This is a genomic window from Rhodoferax antarcticus ANT.BR (genome assembly GCF_001938565.1).
GTDB classification, from domain to species: domain Bacteria; phylum Pseudomonadota; class Gammaproteobacteria; order Burkholderiales; family Burkholderiaceae_C; genus Rhodoferax; species Rhodoferax antarcticus.
Genome location: NZ_MSYM01000001.1, coordinates 205087 through 223893, shown reverse-complemented (window position 1 = coordinate 223893; position 18807 = coordinate 205087). Strand labels below are relative to the sequence as shown.

The window sequence follows — 18807 nt, the reverse complement described above, 5'->3', positions numbered from 1 at the left end:
CGATGAAAGAGACGATTCCGGTAGCGCTGACGTTGACGGCTTCCATGGCTTTGGGCCTGTGGTTGGGTTGGCTATTTATCAAGCGTGTGCGCAGCAACCCGATCCATATCGGATTTCATCTGATTTTTGGTGTGGGTCTTCAACTCGTAAATCAAGCGGGTTGCCGGGCGGCAGTCAAGGGCTAACATCTTGCTCAGTTCACTCAACCGTCGATAGGAGCAACCATGGCAGATACCTCGCATCAGTGGCGGTTTTTCCGCGCTGGTGGTTTTGACCAGGTGCAACTGGATACGGCGGCTGACCTGCTGGCGCTGGGTCAGCTAGACCAAAAACTCTGGGTGGCGCTGTCTTGCCCGGTGCAGGGCATTGAGTTTGACGCGCGCAGCCTGCAGTTCATTGACGCTGACAACGACGGCCATGTGCGCGCGCCCGAACTGCTGGCGGCCATTCAGTGGGCCAACAGTTGCCTGACCAACCCCGATGTGCTGGTGCAAAAGTATGACGGCGTGCCTCTGTCGCTGATCCGTGACGACCAAGACGACTACAACAAGGACGACGCAGCTGGCGCGGCCAAATCTATCAAGGCCGCTGCCCTGGTGCTGGCCAAAGAGCTTGGCAAAACCGAGGCCGATGTGCTCACCGTGGCCGAGACCAGTGCCGCGCAGGCCAACCATACTGAGCGCGAACTGGCTGCCTGGGAAGCGGCAGGCGTTGACGCTTTGCCCTTGGGTGAGGCCACACAGGCGGCCCACACGCTGGTGACGGAGCTTGATGCCAAGGTGCAGGATTTCTTTACCCGCTGCCAGTTGGCGGCGTTTGATGTGCGCGCTGGGGGCCTGCTCAACGCCTCGCAAGACGCGCTCAAGGCGCTGGCACCCAGCAGCCTGGCAACCAGCACCGAGGCCATCAGCGCCTTGCCGCTTTCCCATATCACGGCTAAAGCCATTTTGCCGCTCACCGGCGGCATCAATCCGGCATGGGCTGCGCGTATCGCCGCTTTGCATGACACGGTGATCACCCCGTTGCTGGGCGCGCAAGACACCCTCACTGGCGCAGACTGGCAAACCATTCAGACCAAACTGGCCGCTTACACCACCTGGCTGGCCGCCAAGCCCGATGCCGCAGCCGAAGGCGATGGCTTGCGTGATCTGGAAAAACTCGCCCGCTATGTGCGCGACCTGCAAACCCTGGCCAATAACTTTGTGGCCTTCAGAGACTTCTACACCCGCCAAGGCAAGGGCACCTTCCAGATCGGCACGCTGTACCTAGACGGACGCTCGTGTGAGCTGTGCGTCTCTGTGAACGACGCGGCCAAACACGCCGCGCTGGCGGGCTTGTCGCGCGTGTGCCTGGTGTATTGCGACTGCGTGCGCGGCGCTGACAAGCGCAGCATCGCAGCAGCCTTCACCGCTGGTGATTCGGATCAGTTGATGGTGGGCCGCAACGGTGTGTTTTATGACCGCCCGGGCCTGGACTGGGACGCCACCATCACCAAAATCATTGACCAGCCCATCAGCCTGAGTCAGGCGTTTTGGTCACCTTACAAACAGGTGAGTCGGCTGGTGGGCGCGCAGCTGCAAAAGATGGCCGCCAGCAGGGCAGCCACCTCTACCGGCAAGCTCTATCAGACGGCCACCGGTGCCTTGCAGAAAGCGGCAGTCGGGGCACCTGCCGCGCCGCCTGCGCCGTTTGATGTGGGCAAGTTCGCGGGTATTTTTGCCGCCATCGGCCTGGCGTTGGGGGCCATCGGCACCATGGGGGTGTCAGTGGTGGGGGGGCTGTTCTTGCTGGCCTGGTGGCAACTGCCGCTGGTGGTGGTGGGGCTGATGCTGATCATCTCGCTACCCGCCGTCATGCTGGCCTGGTTCAAACTGCGCAGCCGCAACCTGGGCCCGATTCTGGACGCCAACGGCTGGGCCATCAACGCACGGGCGCGCATCAACATTCCGTTTGGCACCTCGCTCACCCAAGTGGCGCAACTGCCCGCCAATGCACAACGCAGCTTGAGCGACCCCTACGCTGAAAAGTCATCGAGCTGGCCTGCGCTGCTGCTGATACTGGTGGCGGCCGCAGCCGTGGTGTGGTTCTTGCGCTTTCGGGTCTGAAACCTGTGGGTGGCTTGCCCACCCGATTCTGTCCCTAAAACTTATCAATCAAATTGGCCTCTAGCCCTTATGGATAAAGGATTAGTAGCTCTCATAAAAAGAGTTTTTTTTATGGCTTATTAACTTGGTTTGCCGTTCCTGAATCGGAATCCACAACTCTTCGTAGGCGTATGCCCTTGCCTGCAAGCATTTCCCAGAGAGCGTCGCAGGGCCATCAAATAACTGTTCATTCATACAGTCATTTGAGGTTTAATACGCCCTGGCTAGGCGCTCTGTCTCTTGCCTTCTTGAAACTTTTGGCGATGCTGTCTGGCGTGCCGATGCATTGGCGCACGCAGCGGGCGAGGGCCGCACGCTGCCCAGCGGCCATGCCGCGCTGGATGCGCAGTTGCCCGGCGGCGGCTGGCCAGTAGGGGCCTCGTGCGAAATTTTGCAGCCGCAAGCCGGGCAGGGCGAATGGCGCCTGCTGTTGCCCGCCCTGCGCAGCCTCACACAAGCAGTGGTGCTGGTGGCACCTTCTTAGGTGCCTTTTGGCCCTGGTCTGGCGGCGCAAGGTTTGAGCGTGCAGCAACTGCTGTGGGTGCAAGCACAGGCGCTGCGCTGCGCCGGGGTGGGAGCGGTGCTGCTGTGGCTGGTACCGGTGCGCTCTGAGCATTTGCGCCGTTTGCACCTGGCGGCGCAGGCGCACGCCAAGCTGCTGTGGGTGATGCGCCCGGTGGCAGCGCTTGACGAGTCTTCGCCAGCCGTGCTGCGGCTGGTGCTGAGCGAGGAAGCCGCTGGAGCAGCGGGTGCCGAGGGCGCGCTGGCGGTGCAGGTGCAAAAGCGGCGCGGCCCGCCGTTAGCGCAAGCCCTGTCCCTGCCAGCGCGCCCGGCGGCACTGGCCGCCTTGCTGGCCGTGGGCCAACCTTTTTCCGGGCAGCTGCATGCACTGGATCGCCTTTTAACCGCAGCGTGAGGCGGCGCCCACCGCCCTGCTTGCCGCCCCCTGAGCGCGCTGGGTTGGTGGGCGTTGCAGTTCACGCCCAAGGTGGCGTTGCTGCCCGGTGCGCTGCTGCTGGAGGTGTCTGGCAGCACCCGGCTGTGGGGCGGGCAGGCCGCGTTAATGCGCCGTATTCATACGTTAAATAAGCCTCTAACCCTTATAGGATATGCGCAAGGAGCTACATCTTTAATAGCATTTGCCTGTCTGACCCAAGCGTCAACCTTGTCTGCTTCGGCGTCGGTTCAGCCTGATATTTCAGCTTCTGCGCGCACAACCAAGCCACTCCCCACTGCGCCCGATGATTTTCCGCTGAACACCCTGATGGCAGCCCAAGCGCACTTGCCCATCTTGGCGCGCTTGGGTTGCACCTGCTGGGGCGATTTGCGTGCCCTGCCGCGTGCGGGCTTGGCGCGACGTTTTGGCCAGTCGCTGGTTGACGCGCTGGATCAGGCCTACGGCCAGCGCCCCGACATCTACCCTTGGCTGACCCTGCCCGAGGTGTTTGAGGCCACGCTGGAGTTGCCCAGCCAGGTCGAAAACGCCTCAGCCCTGCTGTTTGGCGCCCGCCGTCTGCTGGCGCAACTGCAGGTTTGGCTGTAACTGCGCCAGCGGGGCGTGCTGGCGCTGGAGTTGAGCTGGCAAGTGGACGCACGCCGGTACACCGCCAAAGAGGGCGCGCTGGTACTGCGCACCGCCGAGCCCACGCCAGGCACCGAGCACCTGCAGCGCCTGCTGGCCGAGCGCCTGAACCAGATCACGCTGCCCGCGCCGGTATTAGGGCTGCGCCTGCGCTCACTGGAAACCCAGGTGCTTTAGGGTGTGAGTGCCAGTTTGCTGCTGGAAGACACCCCGCAGGGTGACACGCTGGCGCAACTTCTGGAGCGTCTGAGCGCGCGCCTGGGGGCCGACAAAGTGCTGCAGTTGCAACCCCAAGCTGACCATCGACCAGAACCTATGCAAGCCTGGGTATGTGCTTCAGATGCATTGAATTCAATAGCTTCTGGCGCATATTCTGTAAGGGCTAGAGGCCTGGACTTGGGGTTTTGCCAAAAAGACTTAAAACTAGCCAAGGTACCCCGATCGCTGCCCAAGGGTTGGGCCAGTGCCCTGCAACCTACCTGGCTGCTGGCGCAACCCCGCAAACTCAGCGTGCGCCAGGGCCGCCCTAATGACCAAGGCCCGCTCACCTTGCTGGCCGGGCCGCAGCGGCTGGAATCTGGCTGGTGGGACTCGCCGCTGGCGCCACCGGCGGCCCAAGCCCAAGCCCAAGCCCAAGCCCAAGCCCGGCCTACGCCGAGCTGTATTGCCTGAGCAACTTCAGCTTTGGCATAGGCGCCTCGCAGCCGGAGGAACTGGTGCTGCGGGCACATGCCTTGGGCTACGCGGCTCTGGCGCTTGCCGACGCGTGCTCGGTGTCGGGCATGGTTCGGGCGCATCTGGAAGCCAAAAAGTGCGGGCTCAAGCTGCTGCCCGGTGCCAGCTTTACGGTGCCGCTGGCGGGCACGCTGGCCACTGCCGGTGCCACTGCCGCGTCCTCTGCCGGGCACACGCACACCCCGTCTGGCGCATCGTTCACCCTCATCGCCTTGGCGCACGACTTGGCCGCCTGGGGCGACCTGTGCGAGTTCATCACCACCGCCCGGCGCAGTGCCCCCAAGGGTCAGTACAGCGTGCGCTGGCCCGACCCAGGCTGCGCCCGGTTGAAGGGTTGCGAGATCTTGCTGGATTTACCAGATGCTATGCCCTTAGAAGCTGCTAACGCTTTATGCATATGGGCTAGAGGTCTGTTTGGCATAAATCTCTGGCTGACCGCCAGCCAACTGCTCAGGGCCGAAGATGCGCTGCAATTGCACAAGCTCACGCAGATCTCCCGCTTGGCTGGTGTGCCGCTGGTCGCTACCGGCAGGGTGCTGATGCATTTGCGTTCGCGCAAACCGCTGCAAGACGTGCTGACCGCTGTGCACCTGGGTCGGCCGGTGTCCCAGTGCGGTCTGGCGCTGCAGCCTAACGCCTAGGCGCACCTGCGCTCTCGCACGCGGCTGGCGCAAATTTACCCACCCGAGCTGCTGGCCAACACCCTTGTTGTGGTGGCGTCGCGCTGCCACTTCAGCCTAGACGAGCTGCGTTACCAATACCCGATGGAATCCGTGCTGCCCGGTCAGACGCCAGCGCAAACCCTGCGCCAGTACACCTGGCAAGGGGCCGGGCAGCGCTACCCGGCGGGTCTGCCTGAAGCAGTGCGGGTGCAGGTGGAGCATGAACTGGCGCTGATTGCTGAGCTGAACTATGAGATGTACTTTTTGACCGGGCACGACATCGTCGCCTTTGCCCGTGGGCAGGGCATTTTGTGCCAGGTCAGCGGCTCGGCGGCGAATTCGGCGGTGTGTTGTTGACTGGGCGTGACCGAGGTCGATCCGGCGCGCTCAAGCCTGCTGTTTGAGCGCTTCATTAGCCGCGAGCGCAACGAGCCGCCCGACATTCACGTGGACTTTGAGCACCAGCGGCGCGAGGAAGTCATTCAATACATCTACGCCAAATACGGTCGCGACCGCGCCGCGCTCACCGCCGTGGCCATCAGCTACCGCCTGCGCAGCAGCCTGCGTGATGTCGGCCGGGCGCTGGGCGTGGATGAAGCGCTGATCACCGCCATGGCCAAAGAGCACCCCGGCATGCACTCCCGCGCGGTGCTGGCCGGTCGGCTGCAGGCGGCGCTGGAGCGGCTGGGCCCGGCGTTTGTCAAACCGCCTGATCACCTGCTGGCGCTGTGGCTGGACCTGAGCCGTCAGTTACAAGGCTTTGCGCGCCATCTGAGCCAGCACCCGGGCGGTTTTGAGCTGACACGCGGGCCGCTCACCCGGCTGGTGCCGGTAGAAAACGCCGCCATGCCGGAGCGCAGCATCATTCAGTGGGACAAAGACGACCTTGACGCCATGGGTCTGCTGAAAGTGGACGTACTGGCGCTGGGCATGCTCAGCGCCATACAGCGCTGCCTGGCATGGGTCAGTACCCGGCGTGGTCACCCGCTGCGTATGCAAGACATCCCGGCGGACGACCCCGCCACCTTTGACATGGTCTGCGCCGCCGACACCGTGGGCGTGTTCCAGATCGAAAGTCGGGCGCAGATGAGCATGCTGGCGCGCCTGCAACCGCGCTGTTTTTACGATCTGGTGGTGGCGGTGGCCATCGTGCGCCCGGGGCCGATCCAAGGCGGCATGGTGCACCCGTATCTGAAAGCGCGTGCGCAGCCGGATCAGGTCAGCTACGCCAGCCCGGCGCTCAAAGAGGTGCTTAAGCGCACGCTGGGCGTGCCGATTTTTCAGGAACAGGTGATGCAGGTGGCCATGGCGGCGGCTGATTTTTCACCCGGCGAGGCCGACCAGTTGCGTCGCTCCATGGCCGCCTGGAAGCGCAAAGGAGGCGTGCACGTCTTTGACGACCGCATGACCAGCGGCATGCTGAAAAACGGCTACACCGCCGAGTTTGCGCAAGCCTTGTTCAAGCAAATTGAAGGTTTTGGCGAATACGGCTTTCCCGAGAGCCACGCCGCCAGCTTTGCGCTGCTGGTGTGGGCCAGCTGCTGGCTCAAGCGCCACGAGCCCGCCTGCTTTCTGGCGGCCCTGCTCAACAGCCAGCCGATGGGTTTTTACGGGCCGTCACAACTGGTGCAGGACGCGCGGCGCCATGGGGTGACTGTGTTGGCGGTGGATGTGACTTGCAGCGATTGGGATTGCACGCTGCAAACCACGGGAGTCAGAACAGATGGCCCTCCAAGCAGCGCCCAAGCCAATGAGTCAATGAAGCTAATGGCGCAGGTGGCGCAGGTGCCAGTAAAAGGGACGCGCCCGATCCCTCTTTGAGGGTCAACCAAGCTTTAGCACCAGCGGTACGCCTCGGCCTGCGCCTGGTCTGCAGCTTGGCCGAATCCGCAGCGCAACGCATCGTCGCCGCCCGGCAGCAACTCATTTTCGCCAGCACCGAAGATCTGGCCCTGCGCGCCGGGCTGGCTGCGGGCGACCTCAAAGCCTTGTCCAACGCCGATGCGCTGCACAGCTTGCGTGGTCACCGCCGCCAGCAAGTCTGGGACGCCAGCGCCTTACACCGTGCGCCCGAACTGCTGCAAGAAGCCAGCTTCAATGAAAGTGCGCTGCATTTGCCTGCGGCCGCACAAGGCGAAGAAGTCCGCTTTGACTATGCCGCTCTTGGGCTGACTTTACGCGCCCACCCCTTGCTGCTATTGCGCAAGAAGCTATCAAACTTGAAGTTATTAACCGCCACGCAACTGCATGATTTACCAAACGCAAGACTGGTGCGCGCCTGCGGCCCGGTCACCATGCGGCAAAGCCCTGGCACCGCCAAAGGCGTGACCTTTGTGACGCTGGAAGATGAAACCGCCAGCGTCAATGTGATTGTCTGGAAAGCCCTGAAAAAGCGCCAGCGCAGTGCGTTGCTGCACGCACAACTGCTGGCGGTGCACGGTTCCTGGCAACGCGACGAGGCCAGTGGCGGCCAGGTCTGCCACGTGGTGGCTGGTTTTCTGCGTGATCTGACCCCGTTGCTCGGTGATCTGGCCACCCGCAGCCGGGATTTTCATTAGCGATCAGCGCGAATGATCGCCCATGTTGCGTGATAGGGTCGGATCACCAACCCATTGACAATTCACCTTTAAACCAGCGTCAAATCGCGTGCAGCCTCTTGCAGCAATGCGTCCGGCACGCCGCGTTTTTTGAGTGCCTCAATCAGTTGTGCTGTGGGTCCAAATGAAAACTGCGCTTCATCGCGGCGCAGGCCATCGCTCAGGTAGGACTTGAGCAGCGCCTGGTACCCTGAAAAACCTTTTTTCGGCGCTATCTCTTTCATCGAATCCACCACATCAACCGGTATTCTTAATGTGATTGAGGTCATGGGCCGATCCTTGACCAGCCGGGTGCGAATGCGTTCAGGAATGTTCATGGTCTCGCCCTTCTTCGTTGGTCGCCTTGCGGGCGGAAATAATCCGAATGGACGTATCCTCAATTTCAATGTGCACCACGAACAGCAATCGTCCTGTTGCGTCAAATCCAATCGCTGCGTCGTGGGGCCTCGTCATGGCAGCTGGCATCAACAACCCGAAAAAACGGATCAAAAAACACGGTAGCAGCTTGTTGAAACGTGATGCCGTCATGCCGCTGGGGATTGATCCCCGCCTTTTTATCGTTCCAGTCAAATGACATTGCGGTTGAATTCAAAATGGATGTCCACGAAGCGATACTAGAATTTGTATTAACTATGCCAATACAAAACCGGCTAATCAGCATGGTGATGCCTTGATCGGCCTAAAGCCTCGCACACGCATACGCTGAGCAGCCGGGACTTTCATTAACGATCGGCGCGCTCTGACAAAAACGAGGCCATCGGCTTTCCCGCCGCTGATGCCTGCGCGTCAATCGGCGTGAAACTGCGTGGCGTTCTTGCCCTTAAAAGGTGCGTAAAAAGCCTTGATGATCACCATGTCGGCGTCGATATCACCGCTGGGGTAAAGCAAAGGCCCCAGGCCTGTGATCTTGCGGCCGTAGTCCAAGTAGGACATGACGATCGGCACCTGAGCGGTTTGTGCGATGAAATAGAAGCCGGTTTTCCAGTAGCGGACTTTGCTGCGGGTGCCTTCGGGTGGCACGACCAGCTGCAGTGCGCCGGTGGCTGCGTTAATGGCCTGAGCCGAAGCTGCCACCAAGTTGTTGGCCTTGGAGCGGTCCACAGCGATGCCACCGAACCAGCGCATCAAACCACCAAACGGAAAGCGGAAGATGCTGGCCTTGCCCATCCAATGCACGTTCAGCCGCAACACAAAAGACACCATCAGCATGTAGGGCAGGTCCCAGTTACTGGTGTGCGGCGCGGCGATGAAAACACAGCGACGCGCCTCAAGCGGCAGGCTGCCCAGCACTTTCCAGCCAGCCAATTTGAGAACCACCACCGACAGCCCGCGAAATAGCCCGTTGATGATGGGTGTGGTGAAGATGGTGCGTTGCATGGTTATGGGTATGTCAAGAAAAGAGGCGAGCCGCCCCAATGGGACGGCTCGCCTCAGACGCTGGATTACAGTCCAGCCGCTTCGCGCAGAACGGCAGCCTTGTCGGTGCGTTCCCAGGTGAACTCGGGCTCTTCGCGCCCAAAGTGGCCGTAAGAAGCAGTCTTTTCGTAAATCGGGCGCAGCAGGTCCAGCATCTGCACGATGCCTTTGGGGCGCAGGTCAAAGTGCAGATTCACCAGCGCGGCGATCTGGTCATCAGGGATCACGCCGGTGCCCTCGGTGTAAATGGTGACGTTCATCGGTTTGGCGACACCAATGGCGTAGGCCACCTGTACCTGGCACTGTCGCGCCAGGCCAGCCGCCACCACGTTTTTGGCCACGTAGCGCGCGGCGTAGGTCGCAGAGCGGTCCACCTTGCTGGGGTCCTTGCCGCTGAAGGCACCACCGCCGTGCGGGCAGGCACCGCCGTAGGTGTCGACAATGATCTTGCGTCCGGTCAAGCCGCAGTCGCCTTGCGGGCCACCCACGACAAAGCGGCCGGTGGGGTTGATCAGGTACTTGGTGTCTTCGGTCAGCCACTCCTTGGGCAGCACCGGCTTGATGATTTCTTCACGAATGGCTTCATAAAAAGCGTCGGTCATGCGGTGGCCCAGGCTCATCTCGGGCGAATGCTGGCTTGACAGCACCACGGTGTCGACGCTGTGTGGCTTGCCGTCCACATAGCGCATAGTGACCTGGCTCTTGGCGTCCGGGCGCAGAAACGGCAGGCGACCGTCTTTGCGCAATTGAGCCTGGCGTTCAACCAAGCGGTGTGCGTAGTAGATCGGCGCGGGCATCAGCTCGGGGGTTTCGTTGCAGGCGTAACCAAACATCAGACCCTGGTCGCCAGCGCCGGTGTTCAGGTGGTCGTCTGAGGCGTGGTCTACGCCTTGGGCGATGTCGTTGCTCTGTTTGTCATAGGCCACCAGCACGGCGCAGCCTTTGTAGTCGATACCGTAGTCGGTGTTGTCGTAGCCGATGTGCTTGAGGGTGTCGCGCGCCACCTGGATGTAGTCCACGTGGGCGTTGGTGGTGATCTCGCCGGCCAGCACCACCAGACCGGTGTTGCACAAGGTCTCAGCCGCCACGCGCGAACGAGGGTCCTGTTTGAAAATCGCGTCAAGAATTGCGTCGGAGATCTGGTCAGCTACCTTGTCGGGGTGGCCTTCAGAGACAGATTCAGAGGTAAAGAGAAAGTCGTTCGCCATGTTTAAAGCTCCTAAAAAGTTAACAACCGGGTCGCGTTGCTTGGGCTTTTTGGAGCTTTCGGCGAACGCTTTAGCAGATTTGTCAAAGATTTGACAAGGCACAATGGCGACCCGTGTGGGGTGGCTCTTGTGTGTGTCGCCCTGCAAGTAGTTCCGTAACTCAGCGACGCCCGTAGTTTATCTCACCCCATGCCCGTCTTTTTCAAATTCCTGTCCGCGTTGCCGCTGGGCGTGCTGCATGGGTTGGGCTGGGTTTTAGGCTGGATCGTGTGGCTGGCCTCCGGGGTGTACCGGCGCCGGTTTCTGGCCAATGTTCAGCAGGCGGGCCTGACACTGCGCGCTTGCCTGGGTGCCGTAGGGCAAAGTGGCCAGTTGGTGGCTGAGCTACCGCGCCTGTGGCTGGGCCGCCCGGTGGCGGTGGACTGGCGCGGTGCTGAGCATGTGCAGCACGCCTTGGCCGAAGGGCGCGGCGTTGTCTTCCTCACGCCGCATCTGGGCTGCTTCGAGATCACCGCGCAGGCCTATGCGCAGCGTTTTGGCCAGGGCGCGCACCCGATCACCGTGCTGTTTCGCCCGCCCCGGCAAAGTTGGTTGCGCCAACTGGTGGGTGCTGCGCGCCAGCGCCCGGGTTTGCTCACCGCACCGACCACACTGTCTGGCGTCAAGCAGTTGATCAAGGCGCTCAGGCGCGGTGAATCAGTCGGCCTCTTGCCCGATCAGGTGCCACCGCAGGGCATGGGTGTGATGGCAGCTTTTTTTGGCCGCGACGCCTACACCATGACCTTGTCCGTCAGGCTGGTGCAGCAGACCGGTGCCGCCATGTTGCTGGCCTGGGGCGAGCGTCTGGGTGGCGCCCGTGGCTACCGGGTGCATGTGCAACCCATGAGTGCCGCCTTGCCTGCTGACTTGACTGCAGCCGCCACCGCCGTGAACCGGGCCATGCAAGACCTGGTTTTGCAGTGCCCCAGCCAGTATTTGTGGGGTTATGCGCGCTACAAACTGCCCCGCGAGACAGCGCACGAATGATGAAGCGCGTTTTTCTGGTGCCAACGCCATGCTGAGCCGCTTGAGCCTGGCGCTGATGCGCAGCCTGGCACCTTGGCCGCTGGCTTGGGTGCGCGCCGCTGGCACCTTGCTGGGCTGGGTGTTGTATGCGGTGGTGGTGTCGCGCCGGCGGGTGGTGCGGATCAATTTGCGCCTGTGTTTCCCAGAGTGGTCCGAGGCCGAGGTGCGCCGGCACACGCGCGGCGTGTTTGTTCACTTTGCCCAGGCTTGGCTGGACAGGGGTTGGCTGTGGCACGGCTCCCCAGAGCTGGTGCGCCAGCGCCTGCGCTTGAGCGGTGCGGTGCATGAATTGGCGGGGCAGGAACCGGTGGTGATCTTTGCGCCACATTTTGTTGGGCTGGATGCGGGCTGGACGGCGCTCACCCAGCAGTTGGCGCGCCGCTTCACCACCATTTACACCGATCAGGCCAACAAGGTCATGGACGCCTGGATTCTGGCGGGGCGCCAGCGCTTTGGCTCAGGACGCCTGTTTGGGCGCGCTGATGGGGTTAAAACCATTGTGGCCGCCTTGCGTGCAGGTGACCCGCTGTACCTGCTGCCGGATATGAACTTTGGGCCCCATGAGTCGGTGTTTGTGCCGTTTTATGGGGTGAGCACTGCGACGGTGCCCAGCCTGTCGCGCTTTGCCCGGCTTGGGCGCGCCAAGGTGGTGCCAGTGGTCACCCGGCTCACGCCACAGGGTTACTCGGTCGAAGTCATGCCAGCTTGGTCAGATTTTCCCAGCGACGATCTGTTGGCAGATACCGCGCGCATGAACGTCAGTTTGCAAACCTATATTGACGCCATGCCCGACCAGTATTACTGGGTGCACAAACGCTTCAAGGATCGGCCTGCGGGTGAGTCCGACGTTTATGCATAAAATTGGCCTCTAGCCCTTATAGATAAAGCGCTAGTAGCTATTCTTTTTATATCACGTGTTGGCGTCAAGGGGTGTTGCAGGCGGCACAGTTGGCAGGGTGGCGGCGCTGTCAGGGGTCTGCGGGTGCGCCCACTGCCAGAGCAGCGTAGCCACCTCTTCAATGCCCTGGCGCTTGGGTGCCGAAAACAGCCGCACCTCGCCGCCACCGGCCTGCAACTTCATGATGGACAGCGCCTTGGTTTGTTCTGAGCGCGTCAGCTTGTCAGCCTTGGTCAGAACCACCAGGAATTTCAGGCCCTCTTCGACGCGGGGGCGCACCACGTCCAGTAAGACCTCGTCCAACTCAGTTAAGCCATGGCGCGGGTCGCACATCAGCACGATGGCCTTGAGGTTTTCGCGGGTGACCAGATAGTTGGCCATCACCTGCTGCCAGCGGATTTTGTCTTGTTTGGGTACGGCGGCATAGCCGTAGCCGGGCAGGTCGGCCAGCACCGCATCCGTGACACCTTGTTTGCCCAGAGAAAACAGGTTGATGTGCTGGGTGCGGCCGGGCTTTTTGGAGGCAAACGCCAGCTGTTTTTGCTGCGTCAGGATGTTGATGCAGGTGGATTTGCCCGCGTTGGATCGCCCCACAAAGGCGATCTCCGGCACGCTCAAGGGTGGCAAAAAATGCAATTGTGGTGCGGTGGTCAGGAACTTTGCGGTGTGCAACCAGCCTAAGGCCTCTTGAGGCGTGATTGCGAGGTACTTAGGGCTGTCCTGCGTAACCTGGGCTGGGCTGGATGGAATAGTCATGAGGTCAGTCTGATGGGCGCCCCATTGTAGAATCACCCTGATTTTTACTTTTGACTTGACCGGAAACACTATGAAGCTTATCTCCTCTGTTTGGATCGCTGTGTCGCTGACTGTTTCGTCCGTAGCCTGTATGGCGGCAGAGACTGCTGCTGCCCCCGGCGCGCCTGATCTTGCCAAAGGCGCAGCAAGTTTTGCAGCGGTGTGTGTTGCCTGTCATTCGGTTGACGGTAATTCTGTGATCACTCAATACCCCAAACTGGCGCAGCAGCACCCTGAGTACTTGGTCAAACAGTTGCAGGAATTCAAGAGCGGCAAGCGTGCAAATGCCATCATGCTGGGTTTTTCCTCGATGCTTAGCGAAGAAGACATGCGAAATATTGCCTACTGGGTAGCCACCCAAAAAGCAGCTCCGGGCACCGCTTCTGACAAAGATCTGATCGCTGCTGGTCAGCGTATTTACAAAGGCGGCGTGTTGGAGCGCAATATTCCGTCTTGCTCAAGCTGCCATGGCCCGAACGCTGCCGGTATGCCCAGCCAGTACCCGCGCCTGGTTGGCCAGCATGCCGAGTATTCAACAAATCAGCTGAACACCTTCCGTAACGGTGAGCGCAACAATAACGCCCAGATGACTGGCGTAGCCGCCAAACTCAATGACCGCGAAATCAAGGCAGTGGTCGAGTACATTGCCAGCTTGAAGTAAGCACCATCAGGGCTGCGGCCCTGGGTTTGACCAGTTAAGTTTTAGAAAAAAGGTACTTTCAGGTGCCTTTTTTTTCGCCCAGCGATACCCTGGATTCAATCCAGTGTGTGCGGGGTTTTTGCTAACCCGCGTGGCATGCAAACCATTATTTGTACGTCAATCCTTCTTTTTGGGTTTACCCCTTATTTAGGAATTTTTGCATGTTGAGCAAAGGTCATTAATCAGGGTTTGTGCACCCTGCCTCCAGCGAAATCACGTCGCTGGCTGCTTACCGGTCGCGTCGCGAAATGATGCGCCTGTTGGTCAGAGGTGTCGCGGGCGCGGCGTTGGCTGACCGGGCCAGCCGGGACGCGCTGGCGTTACCAAGTCAAGCGCAGCCCGGCGTGAACGCCAGCCTGGCTCATGTCACATCGTCGGTGAGCGGGGCCATGAGCATTGAGAAACTCACCAGCTACAAGGATGCCAGCACGTACAACAATTTTTACGAATTTGGCACCGACAAAGCCGATCCGGCAAAGTATGTCTCGGCTATGCCCACCAGTCCCTGGACGGTCGAGATCGAAGGCTTGGTCAACAAACCGGGCCGCTACGACCTGCAGGACCTGCTCAAACTCAGTGCGCAGGAAGAGCGTATTTACCGCCTGCGCTGTGTCGAGGGCTGGTCTATGGTGATGCCGTGGGTGGGTTACTCGCTGTCTGAGTTGATCTGCAAGGTGGAACCTCAGGGCAGCGCCAAATACCTTGAGTTTGTGACGCTCGCTGCCCCCAAGTCCATGCCTGGCGTGCGTTCGCAGGGGTTGTCATGGCCGTATGTGGAAGGCTTGCGCATGGACGAGGCGATGCATCCGTTGACCCTGCTCGCCTTTGGCATGTATGGCGAGGCCTTACCCAAGCAGAACGGCGCGCCGCTGCGGCTTGTCGTGCCTTGGAAATACGGCTTCAAGGGTGCCAAGAGCCTGGTCAAAATCCAATTCACCGACAAGCGGCCAGCAGCCGCCTGGGGCCGCTCTGCGCCTCGCGAGTATGGGTTTTACGCCAATGTGAACCCTCTGGTGGATCACCCGCGTTGGAGTCAGGGCACAGAGCGGCGCATCGGCCAAAGCGGTCTGTTTGCCAAAAAGCGAAAAACGCTGATGTTCAACGGCGATGAAGCGCAGGTTGGCCAGTTGTACGCCGGGATGGACCTGAATAAGTTCAACTGATGGCCGCTGTGCAGCGTTGGCGTTGGGTTCAGCGTGTCAACGCGCTGTGTCTGCATCCCTGGAGCAAGCCCCTGCTGTTTGCGTTGGTACTGTGGCCAGCGGGGTCGCTGCTGTGGGCTGCGGTGTTTGATCAGTTGGGTGCCAATCCGGCAGAGGCGCTGCTGCGGGCCACCGGCGAATGGACGCTGCGCCTGCTGTGTGTGGCGCGCGGGCGGTGCCCCCCTTGCGTCTGGCCTTGCAGCTACCGGCCCTGGCGCTCTGGCGGCGCATGTTGGGTTTGTGGGTTTACTTTTACGCCACGCTGCACCTGCTGAACTACGCCTGGTTTGACATGGATTTTGCGCTGTCTGATGTGGCGGGCGACATCATCAAGCGGCCGTTCATTCGGGTGGGATTTTTGGCTTTTGTTCTGCTGAGCGCCCTGGCGCTAACGTTACCCAAACGCATGGCCCGTCTGCTGGGCGGTAAAAAACTGGCAACGCCTGCGCCGCCTCTTTTACCTGGTGGCGGCGCTGGCTTTGCGCCACTTTTTCTGGATGCGGGCAGGTAAAAATGATTTCGTCCAGGTGTGGATCTACGCCGTGATCATCGGCGTGCTGTTAGCAAAGCGCCTGCGTCGCACCCAATTCTTATATAAGAAAAAGGCCTCTAGCCCTTATAAAATATGCGCTAGCAGCTACTATTAACATAGTAAACCTTCGTCCAAAACCAAGCCTTGAAACTGCCTCAGTGCGCCGTTTGCGGCTGGCTGGCGGTTTTGGCCGGAGGCGTTGCGGGGGTTTTGGCTGCATCAGTTGGCGGCGTCTTCATCAGCGACGCAGGCCGCAGCGACTCGGGCAAACTTGCGCGGTGCACACCTGCCGGGGGCGTGGGCAGGTACAGTGCCCCGGTTTGCCCGCACGCTGCCACAATGACTGTGGCGCCAGCAAGAGTGAGGCGCCAGACTAAAATTTTGTTAAACAACATGATGGTGAAATTGTAATGACTGATGCCGAATTTATGGACCGCGCGGAGCGCCTGCTAAAGGCTGTGGAGACCAGTTGCGACCGCATCAATGATGACACCAGTGTGGACATTGACAACCAACGCACCGGCGGCATGGTCACGCTGGCATTTGCCAATCACAGCCAGATTGTGATCAACCTGCAAAAACCGTTACACGAGGTCTGGCTGGCCGCCAAGTGTGGTGGTTTTCACTATCAGTTTGATGGCATACAGTGGTCAGACACCAAGGGTCAAGGCGAGTTTTTCGCGTTGCTGTCGCGGTTTGCCAGTGAACAGTCTGGCAGCGCACTGGTGTTCGCTGCTGACTAGTTTTTGAACAGTTCGAGGATTTGCTTTCTCTCGTCCGCTGCTGGCATCTGAATCACCTGCGGTTCAGTTGTCGCAGTCATGCTGGCATCGACGCCAAGTGTGGCAATGCCGGTGGCTCGGGTGTATTCGGTATAGAACCACTCGCCCTCTGAGTTGACCACGCCTTCGGGTACAGGTATTTCGGTGACTGGCACATCTTTGAGCGCGTGGCGCATGTATTCAATCCACACCGGCAGGCTCAAGCCACCCCCGGTTTCGCGGCTACCCAGTTTGCGCGGTGTGTCGTAACCAATCCAGGTGATGGCAGTCAGCGTTGGCTGAAACCCGGCAAACCAGGCGTCCAGCGAGTCGTTCGTGGTGCCGGTTTTGCCATACAGGTCAGGCCGTTTGAGCGTTCTTTGCGCTGAGGCGGCCGTTCCGGAGCGGGTCACCTCCTGCAGCAGACTGTCCATGACAAATGCGTTGCGTGCGTCAATGGCTCGCACCGATTCGTTCAGGGTGGGTGCGGCCATCTCTGTCAGAACTCTTCCTCTTTGGTCGGTGATTCTGGACACCATCCAGGGGTTGACCCGGTAACCCCCGTTGGCAAAGACCGAGTAGGCGGTAGCCATCTGCATGGGGGTGACCGAGCCCGAACCCAGCGCCATGGTCAGGTAGGCTGGGTGTTTGTCGGCATCAAAGCCAAAGCGGTTAACCCAATTTTGGGCGTTTTGCGCGCCTACCACTTGCAGCACCCGGATGGACACCATGTTTTTGGACAAGGCCAGACCACGGCGCAGCGATATCGGACCTTCAAACTTGCCGTCGTAGTTCTTTGGCTCCCAAGGCTGGCCACCGGTCACGCCGGCGCTAAAAAAGAGCGGGCCATCATTAACGATGGTGGCGGGGGTGACGCCGTTTTCCAGCGCTGCAGAATAGATGAAAGGTTTGAAGCTTGAACCCGGCTGGCGCCAGGCCTGCGTCACGTGGTTGAACTTGTTCTTCTCAAAATCAAAGCCACCCACCAGCGCCCGAATTGCACCGGTTTTGGGATCCATGGCGACAAAAGCCCCTTCGACTTCGGGCAGTTGGGTGATTTCCCAGCTGAGTTTCGGCGTCTGGACGATGCGGATCACCGCGCCGCGACGAATCTTGGTGTTGGCGGGGGCCTTGTCTGCCAGTCCGGACCGGGCTGGTGTCAGGCCGTCGCCGCTGATCTCGACCACATCACCGTTTTGCTGGACGGCCCGGATCATCTTGGCACTGGCTTGCAGCACCACGGCTGACAAAACGTCACCATTGTCAGGGTGCTCCAGAAGCGCGTCGTCAATGGCATCTTCCAAGCCTTGCGGATCGTCAGGCAGGGTGATGAACTTCTCTGGCCCGCGGTAAACCTGACGGCGCTCATAGTTCATGATGCCTCGGCGCAGCGCCTGGTAGGCGGCGATCTGGTCATTAGCACGCAGGGTGGTGTAGACGTTTAGCCCGCGGGTGTAGGTGGAATCACCATACTGGGCATAGATCAGCTGGCGCACAGTTTCCGTGAAGTACTCGGCGTTCACTTGTGCGCTATTGGCGCCCCGTTTGATATGGATTTCTTCCTCTTTGGCGGTGACGGCCTGCTCGGGCGTGATGAAGCCGTTAACCAGCATGCGGTCAATGATGTAGAGCTGGCGTGACTTAGCGCGCCTGGGATTGTTGATCGGGTTGTAGGCAGAGGGCGCTTTGGGCAGCCCGGCCAGCATCGCGGCCTCAGCCACGGTTACGTTTTGCAGGGGCTTGCCGAAGTAGGCTTCAGAGGCGGCGGCAAAGCCATAGGCGCGGTTGCCGAGAAAAATTTGATTCATGTAAATTTCAAGAATCTGGTCTTTGCTCAGCAAATGCTCCATCTTGAAGGTCAGCAGCATCTCGTAAATCTTGCGCGTGTAGGTTTTCTCTGATGTCAGATACACGTTGCGCGCCACTTGCATGGTGATGGTGGACGCACCCTGGCTCTTGAGCTGGCCCAGATTGGCAAGTGCCGCGCGACCCACGCCGATGAAATCCACCCCGTTGTGTTGATAAAAGCGGGCATCTTCAATGGCCAGCACCGCGTCTTTCATGACTTGGGGAATGTCACGCACCGGGGTCAGCTGGCGGCGTTCCTCGCCGAACTCTCCAATCAAGGTGCCTTCAGCCGAGAACACCCGCAACGGCAGTTTGGGGCGGTAGTCCAACAAGTCGGAGACATCTGGCAGGTTCGGGTAAGCCATGGCCATGGCGATGGCAACCACCATCAGCACAGAGGCCACAGCCGCCAGCAAAAGCCCTAGCGCGTAGAGCGGCAGCTTGACAGCCCAGTGCAGGGAACGGCGTGGCTTTGAGGTACCCGATGGGGTTGACCCGGAAGATGCAGGAGGAGTTGTTTCAGACATAAATAGCGGGAGTCAGCGAAAGCCCAACAGAGCTACGGCAATAGTTTAGGGCACCCGGATCCTTGGTTTGGTCATGGCGAAGAGCGATTTCCCCAACCGCTCTACAGCGATTTAAGTCTAGCAAAGGTCGAATTG

General features: G+C 60.2%; 20 protein-coding genes and 2 pseudogenes. 15 read left to right on the top strand and 7 right to left on the bottom strand.

Going from position 1 to position 18807, the window contains the following annotated elements:
- The first annotated feature begins 2 nt into the window (after window positions 1-2).
- The 8 genes and pseudogenes from BLL52_RS01160 to BLL52_RS01130 all read left to right on the top strand — a co-directional run bounded on the left by BLL52_RS01160 (window position 3) and on the right by BLL52_RS01130 (window position 7681).
- Window positions 3-185, top strand: a complete 183-nt coding sequence (locus tag BLL52_RS01160) for a hypothetical protein (protein WP_075584895.1) — start codon at window positions 3-5, stop codon at window positions 183-185.
- A 39-nt stretch (window positions 186-224) separates the two neighbouring features.
- Window positions 225-2105 carry a hypothetical protein gene (locus BLL52_RS01155; protein ID WP_075584894.1) on the top strand — a complete coding sequence of 627 codons (1881 nt, stop codon included), beginning with the start codon at window positions 225-227 and terminating at the stop codon, window positions 2103-2105.
- A gap of 325 nt (window positions 2106-2430) precedes the next feature.
- On the top strand, window positions 2431-2628 hold the full coding sequence (locus BLL52_RS01150; protein WP_075584893.1) for a hypothetical protein: 198 nt from the start codon (window positions 2431-2433) through the stop codon (window positions 2626-2628).
- Complete coding sequence (locus BLL52_RS01145; RefSeq protein WP_075584892.1) at window positions 2629-3060, top strand: hypothetical protein; 432 nt, start codon at window positions 2629-2631, stop codon at window positions 3058-3060.
- A 54-nt stretch (window positions 3061-3114) separates the two neighbouring features.
- Window positions 3115-3687 (top strand): DNA polymerase Y subunit UmuC family protein, encoded by a 573-nt coding sequence (locus BLL52_RS01140; protein ID WP_139313251.1) that lies wholly within the window; start codon window positions 3115-3117, stop codon window positions 3685-3687.
- Between the two features lie 30 nt (window positions 3688-3717).
- Complete coding sequence (locus tag BLL52_RS01135; protein ID WP_139313250.1) at window positions 3718-3903, top strand: hypothetical protein; 186 nt, start codon at window positions 3718-3720, stop codon at window positions 3901-3903.
- 3 nt (window positions 3904-3906) lie between these two features.
- Window positions 3907-4398: a hypothetical protein gene (locus tag BLL52_RS19820; RefSeq protein ID WP_083633712.1), complete on the top strand. Its 492-nt coding sequence runs from the start codon at window positions 3907-3909 to the stop codon at window positions 4396-4398.
- A pseudogene (locus tag BLL52_RS01130) lies at window positions 4311-7681 on the top strand (error-prone DNA polymerase). The gene BLL52_RS19820 and the pseudogene BLL52_RS01130 overlap by 88 nt, the downstream one beginning before the upstream one ends.
- A gap of 68 nt (window positions 7682-7749) precedes the next feature.
- Here BLL52_RS01130 and BLL52_RS01125 read toward each other — a convergent pair.
- Window positions 7750-8037 (bottom strand): hypothetical protein, encoded by a 288-nt coding sequence (locus tag BLL52_RS01125; protein WP_075584889.1) that lies wholly within the window; start codon window positions 8035-8037, stop codon window positions 7750-7752.
- The gene (locus BLL52_RS21930) at window positions 8024-8173 is read right to left on the bottom strand and encodes a BrnT family toxin (RefSeq protein ID WP_406681769.1); all 150 of its coding nucleotides are present in this window, start codon (window positions 8171-8173) and stop codon (window positions 8024-8026) included. The genes BLL52_RS01125 and BLL52_RS21930 overlap by 14 nt, the downstream gene beginning before the upstream one ends.
- Between BLL52_RS21930 and BLL52_RS21665 the strand changes: the two genes are divergently transcribed.
- The gene (locus BLL52_RS21665) at window positions 8172-8294 is read left to right on the top strand and encodes a hypothetical protein (RefSeq protein WP_264568133.1); all 123 of its coding nucleotides are present in this window, start codon (window positions 8172-8174) and stop codon (window positions 8292-8294) included. The two genes, BLL52_RS21930 and BLL52_RS21665, sit on opposite strands and share 2 nt — an antisense overlap.
- Window positions 8295-8506: 212 nt before the next feature.
- Here BLL52_RS21665 and BLL52_RS01115 read toward each other — a convergent pair whose 3' ends face one another.
- Together BLL52_RS01115 and metK are read right to left on the bottom strand one after the other, a co-directional pair.
- Entirely contained in the window at window positions 8507-9097 is a 591-nt protein-coding gene (locus BLL52_RS01115) for a 1-acyl-sn-glycerol-3-phosphate acyltransferase (protein ID WP_075584888.1), read from the bottom strand.
- 65 nt (window positions 9098-9162) lie between these two features.
- The gene (gene metK / locus BLL52_RS01110; RefSeq protein WP_075584887.1) at window positions 9163-10344 is read right to left on the bottom strand and encodes a methionine adenosyltransferase; all 1182 of its coding nucleotides are present in this window, start codon (window positions 10342-10344) and stop codon (window positions 9163-9165) included.
- Between the two features lie 189 nt (window positions 10345-10533).
- Between metK and BLL52_RS01105 the strand changes: the two genes are divergently transcribed.
- Both BLL52_RS01105 and BLL52_RS01100 read left to right on the top strand, forming a co-directional pair.
- Window positions 10534-11370: a lysophospholipid acyltransferase family protein gene (locus tag BLL52_RS01105; RefSeq protein WP_075584886.1), complete on the top strand. Its 837-nt coding sequence runs from the start codon at window positions 10534-10536 to the stop codon at window positions 11368-11370.
- Window positions 11371-11398: 28 nt separating this feature from the next.
- On the top strand, window positions 11399-12268 hold the full coding sequence (locus tag BLL52_RS01100) for an LpxL/LpxP family acyltransferase (RefSeq protein ID WP_075584954.1): 870 nt from the start codon (window positions 11399-11401) through the stop codon (window positions 12266-12268).
- Between the two features lie 51 nt (window positions 12269-12319).
- On the opposite strand, the gene yihA is transcribed toward BLL52_RS01100, so the two are convergent.
- Window positions 12320-13063, bottom strand: coding sequence for a ribosome biogenesis GTP-binding protein YihA/YsxC (gene yihA / locus BLL52_RS01095; RefSeq protein WP_075584953.1), 744 nt, complete (start codon window positions 13061-13063; stop codon window positions 12320-12322).
- A gap of 70 nt (window positions 13064-13133) precedes the next feature.
- Between yihA and BLL52_RS01090 the strand changes: the two genes are divergently transcribed.
- From BLL52_RS01090 to BLL52_RS01080, 3 genes and pseudogenes are all read left to right on the top strand, one after another.
- Entirely contained in the window at window positions 13134-13763 is a 630-nt protein-coding gene (locus BLL52_RS01090; protein WP_075584885.1) for a c-type cytochrome, read from the top strand.
- Window positions 13764-13993: 230 nt separating this feature from the next.
- Window positions 13994-14965, top strand: a complete 972-nt coding sequence (msrP, locus tag BLL52_RS01085; protein WP_075584884.1) for a protein-methionine-sulfoxide reductase catalytic subunit MsrP — start codon at window positions 13994-13996, stop codon at window positions 14963-14965.
- Window positions 14965-15651 (top strand): annotated as a pseudogene (locus BLL52_RS01080) (protein-methionine-sulfoxide reductase heme-binding subunit MsrQ). The gene msrP and the pseudogene BLL52_RS01080 overlap by 1 nt, the downstream one beginning before the upstream one ends.
- Window positions 15652-15691: 40 nt before the next feature.
- Here BLL52_RS01080 and lptM read toward each other — a convergent pair.
- Window positions 15692-15931, bottom strand: a complete 240-nt coding sequence (gene lptM / locus BLL52_RS01075) for an LPS translocon maturation chaperone LptM (protein WP_083633710.1) — start codon at window positions 15929-15931, stop codon at window positions 15692-15694.
- 15 nt (window positions 15932-15946) lie between these two features.
- Here lptM and cyaY point away from each other — a divergent pair, with 15 nt between their 5' ends.
- Window positions 15947-16279: an iron donor protein CyaY gene (gene cyaY / locus BLL52_RS01070; RefSeq protein ID WP_075584882.1), complete on the top strand. Its 333-nt coding sequence runs from the start codon at window positions 15947-15949 to the stop codon at window positions 16277-16279.
- On the opposite strand, the gene BLL52_RS01065 is transcribed toward cyaY, so the two are convergent.
- Entirely contained in the window at window positions 16276-18672 is a 2397-nt protein-coding gene (locus tag BLL52_RS01065; RefSeq protein ID WP_406681736.1) for a penicillin-binding protein 1A, read from the bottom strand. The two genes, cyaY and BLL52_RS01065, sit on opposite strands and share 4 nt — an antisense overlap.
- Window positions 18673-18807: the final 135 nt, after the last annotated feature.